Below are 12,867 nucleotides of genomic sequence, written 5' to 3' on the forward strand. Positions count from 1 at the left end.
TGGATATTGTGATGAAGGAGCTCCCTGGGCAGGGTGATGCCTATTTTAATCATCCGGAAATCGCGGGGGGAGCGGGTAGCGCTGCGGAAGGTGGTGATGGAGCGGCCGGTGGCGTCCAGCACTTCCAGTGCGCGGATGAGGCGTTGGGGGTTCTGTGTTTCCGCGATGGCGTAAAAGCCGGGATCGCGTTCCTGTAGCTGTTGCTGCAGCCAGGAAATACCATGCAAAGTATATTGTTCGTTCAGCCGGGTACGGATGCCCGGCGCTATAGGGGGCATATCGTCAATACCTTCCGCAAAGGCCCGGATATATAGGCCGGTGCCGCCGCACATGATGGCGATATCATTCTTTTTAAAAATTTCATGGGCGTAACCGAGGGCCAGTTTTTCGTATATGCCTGCATTTACCTCTTCGCGGATACTGTGTGAATCGATGAAGTAATGGGGAACTGCCGCCAATTCATCTGCAGAGGGCTTTGCTGTACCGATGCTGATTTCGCGGTAGCATTGCCGGGAATCTGCAGAGATCACTGCCGTGTTAAACAGCTGTGCCATTTGAACAGACAAAGCCGTTTTACCTGAAGCAGTAGGGCCTGCAATAATGATGACAGTTTTTTGCATATATAATGGTAAATATTTAGGGACCTGTTTATTTTTCCGGAGACGGGCCATTTCAGTAAAGTGGATGAAACGGATGATGTCTGCAAAAAATAAACAGGTCCCTAAAATGACTGATGGTATTATTTAAAAGTTATTTTCTTCTTCTCCACCGAATTCTTCTCCTCCATCGCCGCCCATGGCGTCGCTTTCTTCTCCCTCTTCACCAAATCCTTCTGCATCCATTCCTTCTTTGTTGAGGTCGTATTTTTCTTCCATTTCCACGAGCTTATCACCTACCAGGCCTTTGGTGCCATACTGGCTGGGCGCAAGACCTTCCTTGCGTACGCAGGCAGGATAGGTTATCTTACTGTTCTCATCTTTGGAAACGCCGATAAGCTCTACGAGAAATGACCAGTTTTTGGCGAAATCGTAGAGATAGATAAATTTCTGGTTAGGATCTTTTACAGCAGCAGCAATCATGGTATCCGCCATCAGCAGGGGCTCAGCTTTGCGGGGTTGATTATCTGGTTCCAGGATGATTTCCCGGCCACGCTGCCAGTTATCATTGCTACGGAAAAAGGTGGCTTTGTGTTTTGAATCAAATTCGAATGACTGCAAAATTGCCTGATGAAATAATAAAAACGTCTGATTCGGCTTAATGGCAATGTCCCTGTAGACACTTTCATCTTCTTCCCAGTAAACTCTGAATTTCAAAACCGGCATGACAAAAAGGTTATAAGTTATTTAATGATTAAACACTCCGCCATAAGCGGTGGATCCTGAATGCTAGTGTATCTTATGATGGTAATGTAAAATTACCGATTTTATTTAACCGGGCTTAGATTCAATGCGCCGGCTTTTTCCAGTAAAAAAGCGTATGCGGCCTCGTAAGTATTGGGGATTTCTCCATCCAGTATGGCTTCCCTGATGGCGTTTTTCAGGTCGCCTACAATCCTTCCTGGTTTCAGCCCGAATGTTTCCATAATAATTTCCCCGGTTACCGGAGGTTGCCAGTTGCGGATCCGGTCGCTCTCTTCCACTTCTTTCAGGCGTCTGCGGACCAGTTCAAAATTTTCGAGGTAGCGTTTAACCTTTGCTTTATTTTTTGAGGTAATATCCGCTTCGCACAGCATCATCAGTCCTTCTATATCATCTCCGGCATCGAAGAGCAATCTGCGGATAGCCGAATCTGTTATGTTCTCTTTAGTGAGACTGATGGGACGCAGGTGAAGCTCTACCAATTTTCTTACCAATTTCATTTTTTCGCTCATTGGTAATTTCATACGGCTGAAGATACGGGGCACCATTTTACCGCCCACTGCGTCGTGGCCGTGGAAAGTCCAGCCGTGACCCGGCTCAAATTTTTTGGTGGCGGGTTTGCCGATATCGTGTAACAGTGCCGCCCACCGTAGCCAAAGGTCCTTAGTATTCTCCGATATATTATCTACCACCTGCAAGGTATGATAAAAATTATCTTTGTGCCCTTTTCCCTCGTACATCTCTACGCCCACCATATCAATCATCTGGGGGAAAATAATTTTGAGCAGGCCGGATTTATAAAGGAGATCCAGTCCTACCGAGGGTTTGGGCGAGAGCATTATTTTATTGAACTCATCGGAGATCCTTTCCTGGGAAATGATCCTGATCCGTTCTGCATTTTCCTGTATAGCGTTGAAGGCGGTTTCTTCTATAGTGAACTGCAGCTGTGATGCAAAGCGGATAGCGCGCATCATGCGCAGGGGGTCGTCGCTGAAGGTTTGTGCCGGCGCCAGGGGCGTGCGGATGATCTTCTTTTCAAGATCGCTGAGCCCTTCAAAGGGATCGAGCAGGGAACCGTAGTCTATATCCCGGAGACTGATGGCCATGGCGTTGATCGTAAAATCGCGGCGGTTCTGGTCGTCCTGCAGGGTTCCGGCGGATACCTGGGGGTTGCGGGATTCTTCGCGATAGCTTTCCCTGCGGGCGCCCACGAATTCTATTTCCAGGTCGTTCAGTTTCACCTGGGCCGTGCCATAGGTTTTGAAGAAGTTAACGGGAAGGTTGTCTCCTAATCTTTCTGCCACTTTGTGCGCGAGGGCGATCCCATCGCCAACGCATACAATGTCCATATCTTTTGTTTTTCTTCCGAGCAGTTTATCCCGCACAAAGCCTCCGATCAGATAGGCAGGAACGCCCAGTTCATGGGCGGCCAGGGCTATCTTTTCGAGCACTTTTCTTTCCTGCAGGGAGCAGGGTATGTCCAACGGCTTGCTGCTGATCATATTTAAATATTCCTGTTAATTTTTATTCTTTGTCGGAAACCAGGGCGCAAATGTAATAAATAAACAATTTTAATCCCGGATTATCACGATTGAACCGTCTTTGTTTATCCGGATGATCCGGGATGCTACGGCTGCAGTATCTTCTTCCTGCCGGTATTTCACCACATAATCCACGCCATTCCGGATTTCTGCGGCTACCTCGCGGAAGCTGGCCGGGGAAGGTTCTCCACTGATGTTGGCGGAGGTGGACACCAGTGGTTTGCGGAGCCTTTTGATGAGGTGGCGGCAGAAGGGATCTTTCACGATACGGATGGCGATGCTGCCGTCTTCGCTGATCACATTGGGAGCCAGTCCGAGCGCGCCTTCATAAATAACAGTGGTGGGGCGGGTAAAGCTGGCGATGATATCGGCCATATCAGGCCGGGGATTTGCCACATGATGTAGCAGGTCTTTCACATCGGCCAGCAATATTACCAGGCTTTTGCTTTCGCTTCTTTTTTTGAGGGCATAAATTTTCTGTACGGCTGCTTCATCAGTGGCATCGCAGCCGATGCCCCAGATGGTGTCTGTAGGATAAAGGATAAGTCCGCCGGACCGCAGTACCGGCATGGCTGCACTGATATCGTCTTCAAACATTTATATTTCCTTATTTAATTGTTTATATACTTTCATCATGGCGGCGGCGCATTTATCGGGGGTAAAGCGCTGTGCATGCTGCCATCCTTTTTCCTGCATTTGTTTCACCAGGGAAGGATTTGTGGTCACCTGCCTCATGGCATCCGCTATGGATAAGGGATCCTGCGGATCTACGTACAGGGCGGCATCCCCGGCTGTTTCTGCAAAGCAGGAGCCCTGAGAAGTGATAACCGGTGTACGGCTCCACAGGGCTTCCAGGATGGGGATGCCAAATCCTTCAAAAAAGGAAGGATAAATGAGCGCCAAGGCGCCCTGGTAAAGGAGCGGCAGCTCATTATTTTTAATACGTACCTGTTCGTTGAGGAACACTACCTGTTGCGTGAGCCCATTGGCTTCCAGGTAAGCTTTTACTTTCTTTTTATAAGCGCTGCCATTGCCCAGTACTACCAAAGGCAAATCCAGCGTACCTTTTAGTGTATTCATGGCCGTTACGATGCCTAACAGGTTTTTCCTTTCAATCAGCGAGCCTACGTACAGGAAATACTGTGAAGGTAAGCGGTATTTCGCGCCCATTTCAGCAATATCATCATCGGGGTAGGTGACAGCGAAAGAGGGGTCGCAGCTCTGGTATACCACATCGATCTTATGGGCCGGCGTTTGATAATAAGTGATCAGGTCCTGCTTTGTTTGTTCGCTGATAGCCACTACCCTGTCGGCCTCGCGGCAGGCATAGCGGGCTTTGCGCCGGTAGGTGATCACATCGATGGGATTATATTGTTCCGGGTATCTTTCAAAAATAAGATCGTGCATGGTAACTACCGACCTGATACCGCTTTTGTGGATACCGAAGGGCAGTTCATGACTAAGGCCATGATAGATGCCGATGTTGTAACGCAACAGGTCTTTTACCACAAAGCGGCTGCGCCAGGCGGACTTAAACCAGCGGTACAGCGGCTGTTGGGGCACTACTACTTTCAGCTCCGGCAGGGCAGCAAGATCGTACATACCAGTTTGCTTAGGAGCGAACAGGTAATATTCATCTCCCGGAAAATCCTTTACCAGAGATGATATCAGCGTACGGCTATAATTCCCGAGACCGGTGTCGTTCTGGAACGCGCGTTTGGCATCGAATCCTATTTTCATAAAGTAGTTTCTTCCACAAAAGACAAAATTACGGATTACGGGTGGCGAATTACGTATATCTGACAAGATTTCCGTAAATACCTCCTTGTAATTCGTAATTTTATTTTCTACTTATTATGTTTGCAAAAAATAAAAAAAATGGAATTACAACAACAAATACTGGCTGCCTGGGCTGATCGCAGTCTCTTACAGGAAACACAGTACACAGATGCGGTTAAGGCGGTGATAGAAGCGGTAGATAAAGGACATCTGAGAGTTGCGGCTCCTACAGAGAACGGCTGGCAGGTGAACGAATGGGTAAAGCAGGCAATTTTAATGTACTTCTCCATTCAGCCAATGGAAACAATGGAGTTACCTCCGTTTGAGTTCTATGATAAAATGAGATTGAAGTCGAACTATAAAGACCTTGGCGTAAGAGTAGTTCCCCATGCGATAGCCCGTTATGGCGCTTACATTGCGAAGGGTTGTATCCTGATGCCATCTTATGTTAACATCGGCGCTTTTGTGGATGAAGGCACTATGGTAGATACCTGGGCCACTGTAGGCTCCTGCGCGCAGATCGGTAAAAACGTGCACCTGAGCGGCGGCGTTGGTATTGGCGGTGTGCTGGAACCATTACAGGCCAGCCCGGTGATCATTGAAGACGGCTGCTTTGTTGGTTCCCGTTGTATTGTAGTGGAAGGTGTAATTGTGGAAAAAGAAGCGGTACTGGGCGCTAACGTAGTGCTGACCCAATCCACTAAGATCATTGATGTAAGCGGCAGTGAGCCGGTTGAATACAAAGGCCGTGTACCTGCGCGCAGCGTGGTAATTCCTGGTACTTATACCAAGAAATTCCCTGCGGGCGAATACCAGGTATCCTGTGCACTGATCATTGGTCAGCGTAAAGCCTCCACAGATCTGAAGACCAGCCTGAACGACACCTTGCGTGAGTTCAATGTAGCAGTATAAATTTTTTCATAGTGACGGCGCCTGTAAGGGGCGCCGTTTTTTATGCGCTGAAAAAAAATTTGGTTAGTTTAAAAAAGTGTTTACTTTTGCAATCCCTTTACGGGGACATGCGATGCCCAGATGGCGAAATTGGTAGACGCACTGTGTTCAGGTCGCAGCGTTCGCAAGGATGTGCTGGTTCGAATCCAGTTCTGGGCACGAAAATAAGAAGCCTCAAGTCCAATGACTTGAGGCTTTTTTATTTTGGGTTGTCCCTCTCTGATTCCTTTCGTTATCTTTATTGCATAATATACCATCTTGCACACATCATTTCAAATATTTCGCGATGTAGTTAATAAGATCAGTCCTATCGGGGATAAAGACTGGCAATTGTGTGAACCCGGCCTGGGGCTCACAACGCTGGCCAAATCGGCCTTTTTTGTAGAAGAAGGAAAAATATACCGCGAAATAGGATTTGTAGTAAAAGGATTACTGCGCTCTTATTATTTGGTGGAAGGTGAAGAGATCAACACCGCCTTTTTTATAGAAGGTCAATGGCCCAAAGCCTACCACAGCTTTCTTACACAAACAGCCAGCAGGCAATGGATACAGGCACTTGAAGACTCAGAACTGGTAACGATCAGTTATAAACATCTGCAATACCTGTTTGCCAATAGTCCTGCCTGGGAACGGTTCGGACGTATTGCCACCGAAAACCTGTATATAGCATCACAACTACGCAGTGAAATGTTGCTGCTTGAAAAGCCAGCCGAACGATACATTAACCTCACCAAAACACATCCCCACTTACTGGAGCGCGTGCCACTCTATCATCTGGCTTCCTATATCGGCATTAAACAGCCCTCCCTCAGCAGGATTCGCAAAAGGCTCGCAAAAATCAATACCACCGTGTAACGATTATAACCTGGGTTATAGCACCAACTCTCCCTCCTGTTTTAACTTCGGCAATAAAAAGATAGCTATGAAGAAAGCGATCCCGGGCATCATCCTGTCATTATTGCTCTTATTTCAATTCCAACTTCATGCACAAAATGAAAAAACAACTACCATGCAACAAACAATTATCCAGTTACACCGCACCATCATGGAAGCTGTCAAAAACAAGAATGGCGCCCCTTTGCACGAATCATTGAAGAACGATTTTATCTTCACCTCCGCCACTGCGGAGCTATGGAACAAAGATAAATTCATCAACGGTTTTGCCTTGAACCCTTCCCTGCAATTCCCTGAATTTGCACCACAGGACCAGCAGGTGATCATTAATGATAATACCGCCGTGCTCACCGCGCTCGTGCACATTAAGATCATCCGTGGCACAGTAGCTGCACCCGATGAACTGTGGGAACGCACCACCGAAACTTATGTAAAGGAACAAGGCGCATGGAAGCTCCTGGCTCTCCAGGCCACCTTTCTGCCACGGAAACAGTGACCCCGCTCCGGCAGCTGTGTCAGTACCTGGTCCGATAGTTCCCTTACATGAGGCACAAAAAAAGAAGCTGCCTGAAATTACTTTTGAGACAGCTTCCTTTCTATTTTAGGAAAGTCTTATGTTGGGTTCAGATTTACTTTATTAGTCTCATTAGTAAGCTATCGAACATCTCCTTGTCTTTCACCACGTTCTTAAAAAACACATCATCCACCTGTTTAACAATACGATATGCCTCCCGTAGTGCCTGTGTACCTTTGTTTGTAATTTTTAATTGCTTCGCACGACTATCACCGGGATCTTTTATTCTTTCTATGATTTGTTTTTTTTCTAAAACTGCCAATACTTTAGAGGTCATCATTTTATCGGTATTAGCATAATCCGCCAATTGCTGTTGGGTTACCGCGTGTTTCTTTTTACTCAACCAATAAAGACCTGCCATTAAAGAGAATTGAGTTAGTGTGAGCCCCATTTTTCCGAGTGCTCTGTTCATGTTCAACTGCCATTGCATCGTAACCTGCCAGAGCAGGTACCCGCTATTTTCCTCTGGCTCGGTATAGGAGAATATCTGACTTTGTGTATCCATCTTATTTGCGCATGTACGATTCAATCAAATCAAAATCATGTTTACTGATCTCAAAAATATTAAGTATTAAGGTGGTCACTTCAGGCGCTCCCCGGAATTTTATTTCATCAATCATCTTGCGTTTCCTGTAAGGTAATTGCATAACCATCGGGATCGGATATAACCAGTATCCTGCCAAAAGGTGTTGGATGGATATCTTTGACAATAGAAATTTTCCCTCCGTTTTTCTCCAAAAAGGTATCCAGATTGCCTATTCCAAACCATATGGCTACTCCCCAACCGGGCAAATTTGCTTTGGAAAGTTCAACCATAGGTTTTCTGATAGCGAAAGCCGCCCCATTTTTCTGCTCAAATACAATAGCGTCCGGGGGCGATTTTAAAACAGGTTTAAAATTCAGGATCTCAGTATAAAATTTCCCCGATGCTTCAAGATCAGTCACCTGGAGTGAAATAAAGCTGAGTTGTGTTGGATGCTGCATAATCTTTAATTTAGTAGTCGCGACTACTAAATTAAAGATTATTTCTATAGTAACAAATAATTTTTAAGCCCGGGTGATTTGTCCGGATGTTAGTCGCCTTATCAAACCTGCAGCTTTCAGGGTAGTATCTGCAGTCGCCCGGAGTGCGACATTAGCTGTTAGCCTTTTGTTGTTATCTTTATCAAAAGTTTGTCCTGGCCAGACCTGCTATTATTATTTATTATTATGATAGATTTATCTCATGCTGAGAATCAAATTCATTGTGTCACGAATTTTGAGGACCTCGTTGCTACGCCATTTAACGGAACAATTAATGCAATTTGCTGGCCCCGTAAACTAACCGGTGATTTTTCTGAGATTGTTGAAAAGGTGGAGCTAAGCGGAAATATAACGGAGATTGAACAGGAAGAACTTCTTGCACTTCAGCTGAGCGAACAAGGACAACTTGCCCGTGAAATTCTTTTAAACGACATGAAGCTATTGAAAGCTCATGGCGCGTTGCCTATGCTTAATGTGATCCAATACTATGACCGGGACAGCAGCTACCCTTTTTTTCCGACTGATGTCTATTCCTTTCATGTGGATCGCTCTCCGGTACCCACCGATACTTTTTTATGCACTTACTATGGAGAATCGAGTGAAATACTGCCTAATTCACAGGGCATAAAGAAAGTACTTATTCCGGAAATACGTGATGAGCTCAGAAAGCTCTATCATGGGGCAGAGGAAGGTTTTGAATCATTTTTAAGTGAACATTTCTTTGATCTGCATTACCAGGCCAAACCCGGCGCGCGGCCAACAAGCGCAGGCCAGGGCCATCTATGGAGGTTAGCGGTTGATCATCCGGAGAGCCAGGTGCCCCCTTGTTTGCACAGGGCGCCAAAGGAGAAACCGGGGGAGCATAGGTTGCTGATGATTTGTTGAATACGCATTAAGCCAATCCCTTTTTACGCTGCAACCCCGGAAAAGAACGACTGCAAACAATTGGCGGTAACAACAGGTTGTTCCTCCATTAAAAAGTGGCTGGCGGTCAGTTGTTCACCGGTCACCTCCACGCACCACTGTTGCCATATAGAAATTGGATCTCCAAAGCCTGTTACGAACCCATCGTCGGACCAGAGCACCAATAACGGGCACTGTATACGCAGACCGTTATCCCTGCTTTCACGTTCTGCCTGCAGATCAAGCAAATTACCTGCACGATATTCTGCGCACACTGCGTCTATAACATCACGCCTGCGAAAACAACGAAAATATTCATCACGCACAGCCGGTAACATAAATGTTTTACCGCCCGACCATTTGTTAAGGATATAGTCCAGGTAGAAATCATGGCTTGCCGCCAGTATAGTTTCCGGTAAGGGATGTGGTTGCCCCATAAACCACCAGTTCGCCAGTGAGCCCGCAAGCGAAAAGTTCATCCTATCCGCAATATCTGCGGTGGTTATAATGTCAAGCATGGCAACTTTCCATACCCGGTGTGGAAAATCCAGGCATATGCGAAAAGCAACCCTTCCACCCCTGTCATGCCCCGCCACAAAGAACTCAGGATACCCAAGCTGTTCCATAAATGCCACGAGTAAACGCGCCATATTTTGTTTGGTATAGCGTTCATCGCCTCCTCCGGTTGTAATACGCGAATCGCCGTAACCTGGCAGGTCTGGCATTACCAGGGTAAACGCCGGGGCTAACAAGGGAACAACCTGCAACCAGGCGGCATGCGTTTCCGGGAACCCGTGCAGCAGCAACAAGGGCGGCCCGTTGCCGGCAATGCTATAGGCGATTTGCGCACCTGGCAGGTCTTCATAATGAGTTGCCAATAATTCGCTGTTATCTTTCATATTGTCATGTTGAATTGAAGGTTGCTAACAGGTAGCAATATCTTCCACTCCAGATATGCCGGAAAAAAGCGCAATTATTGCACCAGAAGAAACAGAGATGTCAAACAGCCGGGCTCCCTACGGCTTCAGCAATTTAAACGCATGATTCCACCTGTTATGCAAAAAGCCAGGTATGCACCACAACATGCAAAGCGGCTCTATAGCCCGGGCCGCCGCAGCAACGCCCATATCTTCCGTCTCCCATCCGAAACTGGTCAGTATATCCGTTACCGTTGTTTTGGCTGCAGTGCTATTGCCGCAAATAAACATGGTAGGTACTCCACCGGGTAGCTGTGGTTTATACATCATTAAATTTCCTACGCTGTTGAAAGCCTTTACAACATTGGCATCAGGAATAAGGTCCTGTATTTTTTCCATCAGCGAACTGTTCTGTTCCGTAAAAAACTGCAGCACCCCCGTTTCAGGTGGCGGACCGGCAATAGGATTTGTAGTATCAATCACTACTTTACCGCTAAAGTTACCTACCCCGGCCTGTTGCACCGCAGATGCAGCCCCGCCGCCGGCCACGCAAAGGATCAGCAATTCACCAAACCGGGCAGTAGCATCAAAAGTCCCGGTTTGTCCTTTTGGGTTTTCATTTTTCCATTTCTTCACAGCATCTTTTTCAGGGTCGCGGGTACCCAGCATTACATCATGCCCTTCTGCTAAAAATGCGGTTCCCAGTGTTTGTCCTACTTCGCCGGAACCTATAACACCAATTTTCATGGTTAAAATGTTTTGAGAAATTTAAAAATTGAGGAATGCCGGTCTGTTGTATAAGTATCAGGAGTATAACGGGTGAGAAGATACAAATTTTAGTGCTGATAATTAAGTACCCGTTTATCCATCTCCCCTCCTTCACAAGCAGAAATTTAGTACCTTAACAAACGGCAATGCCACCGTAAACCGGCACGTTATGAAGCGATTGTCTCTGATCTGTTCCCTGCTGATCTGTATGTTCACCTGTGCGCCAGCTGTTTTTGCGGGTGATACAGCTTCCTACTATATACAACAACTTGATAACCGCAACGGCCTTTCCAACAGCGCAGTTAATTCCCTGTTCCTCGATTCAGATAAGCTGCTGTGGGCCGCCACCTGGGATGGGCTGAATATGTACGACGGCACCGCCTTTCATGTGTTTAATTACAGCAAAGACAACCCGCTGCACAGCATCGGTAATAATGTAGTGCTGCAGGTAACGGAAGACGGCCAGCATCGCATCTGGCTCAGCACTATCGAAGGAGTTTCCCGGTACGATAAACAAAGCGGGAAATTCTATAACTACTTTTACAGCCGCCAACAACACAGCCGCATCAGCGAGCAGGAATACCGGCTGATTGCCGATACCGCCGGGCAGCTTTATTGCCTCAGCCGGCAGGAAGGGCTTACCCGTTACAACGCTGCCGCCGATTCTTTTGTGGTGTGCCCGCTTCCCACCGGTAACAACCGCATCAGCAAAGCGGTATTCGACAGCGCCAATCACCTGTGGGTGCTCCGCGGCGATGGCAGCCTGGAAATATATGCCGACTGGCAGGCGCAATGGCCCCTACTTCAACGCTACACCAATGTGCAGGCCCTGTTCTCTGTTAACGGCAGGATCTTTTTTACCACTACCGCGCATGAACTGATGGCGGTATCGGCAGGCACCCACCAGGCACAGCTGCAGGCGCTGCTGCCACATGCGGTAAACGCTATGACCATCTACAACCGGCATTACCTGCTTGCCTGGGCCACACAAGGCTTTGGCGAGTATGATGCGCAGTTCCGGCCTGTGCAGCTGTTGCCTGAAGCCACACGGCAGCTGCAGGACATGAAGATCATATCATGGGCCGCCGGCGATGAACAGGAATTGTGGTGCGGCACAGATGGCAACGGTATCATCAAAATATACCCGCAAACAAAGTTCTTCGGCACGGTAAACCGGACCACCGGCGGCGCTGCTTTTAATAAGCCCATACGCGCCTTCTGCGCTAATGGCAACGATCTTTGGGTGGGCACCAAAGGCAGCGGTATCATCTGTTTTCCCGGTTTTACCCGGCAGCCTGCTACCACGCATCAGCAATTGTTTTCAAATGAACTGGACGATAATTCCGTGTTTGCGCTTTGCCGCGGTATGGATAGCATCATCTTTATAGGTACTGATGGCAAAGGGCTTTCACTTTATGACCAGCTGCATAAACGCTTCATCAACTGGCCACAGGTAAAGGGCAGCAGTAAACTGCCGGTGTTTGGCTCCGTATATGCCATACTACCGGATGCCGATAGCTCCCTGTGGCTGGGCACCAGCGGGTATGGACTGGTACATCTGCGCATTCAGCGGCAGGGCAGCGCCATGGCGGTAACGGCATTCCATCAGTATACATTCAATGGCGGCAGCAGCGGTCCTGCCAACGATATTATTTATTCGCTGGCGCCCGGTCCTGCTAACTCACTGTGGATTGGCTGCCGCTATGGCGGACTTAACCTCTTCAACAAAACCCAGCAAAAATTCCAGGTGTTTAAGGCCTTTAGTTATGAAGGCGGCCTGTCACATAATGATGTACTGGCGCTTTACCGCGATACCAGACAGCGGTTATGGATAGGTACCAGTTACGGGTTGAATTATATTGCAGAAGTAGATATCAGTAAGCCACAACCGGTATTTACCCGCTATAATACCGGCAACGGCCTGCCCAATAATACCATTCATGCCATTACGCAGGACAACGACGGCCTGATCTGGGTAAGCACCAATAAAGGACTGGCGCGCATCAATCCCGCTACTGCCGAAATATCACACTTCCAGGAAGCCGATGGATTGCAAAGCAATGAATTCAGCGATGGGGCAGTCTGGAAAGATCCTGCAGGACGGCTTTACTTCGGGGGCGTTTACGGATTCAATTATTTCATCCCGGCCAATATACGGG

General features: G+C 47.6%; 14 protein-coding genes and 1 tRNA gene. 6 read left to right on the forward strand and 9 right to left on the reverse strand.

The annotated features are described in order from the left end of the window. From miaA to VIM72_RS23875, 5 genes are all read right to left on the reverse strand, one after another. On the reverse strand, window positions 1-620 hold a 620-nt coding region (gene miaA / locus VIM72_RS23855), incomplete at its 3' end, for a tRNA (adenosine(37)-N6)-dimethylallyltransferase MiaA (protein ID WP_332005330.1). 123 nt (window positions 621-743) lie between these two features. Then, window positions 744-1,322, reverse strand: a complete 579-nt coding sequence (locus tag VIM72_RS23860) for an IS1096 element passenger TnpR family protein (RefSeq protein WP_332005331.1) — start codon at window positions 1,320-1,322, stop codon at window positions 744-746. 101 nt (window positions 1,323-1,423) lie between these two features. Beyond that, window positions 1,424-2,860: a CCA tRNA nucleotidyltransferase gene (locus VIM72_RS23865; RefSeq protein WP_332005332.1), complete on the reverse strand. Its 1,437-nt coding sequence runs from the start codon at window positions 2,858-2,860 to the stop codon at window positions 1,424-1,426. Window positions 2,861-2,929: 69 nt separating this feature from the next. Then, complete coding sequence (locus tag VIM72_RS23870; protein WP_332005333.1) at window positions 2,930-3,496, reverse strand: L-threonylcarbamoyladenylate synthase; 567 nt, start codon at window positions 3,494-3,496, stop codon at window positions 2,930-2,932. After that, entirely contained in the window at window positions 3,497-4,639 is a 1,143-nt protein-coding gene (locus VIM72_RS23875; RefSeq protein WP_332005334.1) for a glycosyltransferase family 1 protein, read from the reverse strand. Window positions 4,640-4,777: 138 nt separating this feature from the next. Between VIM72_RS23875 and VIM72_RS23880 the strand changes: the two genes are divergently transcribed. The 4 genes from VIM72_RS23880 to VIM72_RS23895 all read left to right on the forward strand — a co-directional run bounded on the left by VIM72_RS23880 (window position 4,778) and on the right by VIM72_RS23895 (window position 7,019). Continuing rightward, a complete protein-coding gene (locus VIM72_RS23880) occupies window positions 4,778-5,590 on the forward strand; it encodes a 2,3,4,5-tetrahydropyridine-2,6-dicarboxylate N-succinyltransferase (protein WP_325641449.1) in 813 nt (270 codons plus the stop codon). Between the two features lie 114 nt (window positions 5,591-5,704). Then, window positions 5,705-5,788 (forward strand) — tRNA-Leu (locus tag VIM72_RS23885). Window positions 5,789-5,887: 99 nt separating this feature from the next. Beyond that, entirely contained in the window at window positions 5,888-6,484 is a 597-nt protein-coding gene (locus VIM72_RS23890) for a Crp/Fnr family transcriptional regulator (RefSeq protein ID WP_332005335.1), read from the forward strand. A gap of 67 nt (window positions 6,485-6,551) precedes the next feature. Then, window positions 6,552-7,019: a nuclear transport factor 2 family protein gene (locus tag VIM72_RS23895; protein WP_332005336.1), complete on the forward strand. Its 468-nt coding sequence runs from the start codon at window positions 6,552-6,554 to the stop codon at window positions 7,017-7,019. A 133-nt stretch (window positions 7,020-7,152) separates the two neighbouring features. Here VIM72_RS23895 and VIM72_RS23900 read toward each other — a convergent pair whose 3' ends face one another. Further along, window positions 7,153-7,602: a MarR family winged helix-turn-helix transcriptional regulator gene (locus VIM72_RS23900; RefSeq protein ID WP_332005337.1), complete on the reverse strand. Its 450-nt coding sequence runs from the start codon at window positions 7,600-7,602 to the stop codon at window positions 7,153-7,155. A 107-nt stretch (window positions 7,603-7,709) separates the two neighbouring features. After that, a complete protein-coding gene (locus tag VIM72_RS23905) occupies window positions 7,710-8,081 on the reverse strand; it encodes a VOC family protein (protein WP_332005338.1) in 372 nt (123 codons plus the stop codon). A 225-nt stretch (window positions 8,082-8,306) separates the two neighbouring features. On the opposite strand from VIM72_RS23905, the gene VIM72_RS23910 reads away from it, so the two are divergent. Next, window positions 8,307-9,005, forward strand: coding sequence for a hypothetical protein (locus tag VIM72_RS23910; RefSeq protein ID WP_332005339.1), 699 nt, complete (start codon window positions 8,307-8,309; stop codon window positions 9,003-9,005). Between the two features lie 23 nt (window positions 9,006-9,028). On the opposite strand, the gene VIM72_RS23915 is transcribed toward VIM72_RS23910, so the two are convergent. Both VIM72_RS23915 and VIM72_RS23920 read right to left on the reverse strand, forming a co-directional pair. Beyond that, window positions 9,029-9,922 carry an alpha/beta hydrolase gene (locus VIM72_RS23915; RefSeq protein WP_332005340.1) on the reverse strand — a complete coding sequence of 298 codons (894 nt, stop codon included), beginning with the start codon at window positions 9,920-9,922 and terminating at the stop codon, window positions 9,029-9,031. A 117-nt stretch (window positions 9,923-10,039) separates the two neighbouring features. After that, on the reverse strand, window positions 10,040-10,687 hold the full coding sequence (locus VIM72_RS23920) for an NADPH-dependent F420 reductase (RefSeq protein ID WP_332005341.1): 648 nt from the start codon (window positions 10,685-10,687) through the stop codon (window positions 10,040-10,042). A 190-nt stretch (window positions 10,688-10,877) separates the two neighbouring features. On the opposite strand from VIM72_RS23920, the gene VIM72_RS23925 reads away from it, so the two are divergent. Continuing rightward, window positions 10,878-12,867: two-component regulator propeller domain-containing protein (locus VIM72_RS23925; RefSeq protein WP_332005342.1), on the forward strand; the 1,990-nt coding region annotated here is incomplete at its 3' end.

The organism is Chitinophaga sp. (genome assembly GCF_036569185.1).
Lineage (GTDB): Bacteria > Bacteroidota > Bacteroidia > Chitinophagales > Chitinophagaceae > Chitinophaga.

Excerpts from the sequence above, each read along its gene's own strand:
- VIM72_RS23860 (WP_332005331.1), bottom strand. The coding sequence starts at position 1,322 with ATGCCGGTTTTGAAATTCAGAGTTTACTGGGAAGAAGATGAAAGTGTC.
- VIM72_RS23905 (WP_332005338.1), bottom strand. The coding sequence starts at position 8,081 with ATGCAGCATCCAACACAACTCAGCTTTATTTCACTCCAGGTGACTGAT.
- VIM72_RS23895 (WP_332005336.1), top strand. The coding sequence starts at position 6,552 with ATGAAGAAAGCGATCCCGGGCATCATCCTGTCATTATTGCTCTTATTT.
- VIM72_RS23915 (WP_332005340.1), bottom strand. The coding sequence starts at position 9,922 with ATGAAAGATAACAGCGAATTATTGGCAACTCATTATGAAGACCTGCCA.
- VIM72_RS23875 (WP_332005334.1), bottom strand. The coding sequence starts at position 4,639 with ATGAAAATAGGATTCGATGCCAAACGCGCGTTCCAGAACGACACCGGT.
- VIM72_RS23870 (WP_332005333.1), bottom strand. The coding sequence starts at position 3,496 with ATGTTTGAAGACGATATCAGTGCAGCCATGCCGGTACTGCGGTCCGGC.
- VIM72_RS23880 (WP_325641449.1), top strand. The coding sequence starts at position 4,778 with ATGGAATTACAACAACAAATACTGGCTGCCTGGGCTGATCGCAGTCTC.
- VIM72_RS23920 (WP_332005341.1), bottom strand. The coding sequence starts at position 10,687 with ATGAAAATTGGTGTTATAGGTTCCGGCGAAGTAGGACAAACACTGGGA.
- VIM72_RS23900 (WP_332005337.1), bottom strand. The coding sequence starts at position 7,602 with ATGGATACACAAAGTCAGATATTCTCCTATACCGAGCCAGAGGAAAAT.
- VIM72_RS23910 (WP_332005339.1), top strand. The coding sequence starts at position 8,307 with ATGATAGATTTATCTCATGCTGAGAATCAAATTCATTGTGTCACGAAT.
- VIM72_RS23865 (WP_332005332.1), bottom strand. The coding sequence starts at position 2,860 with ATGATCAGCAGCAAGCCGTTGGACATACCCTGCTCCCTGCAGGAAAGA.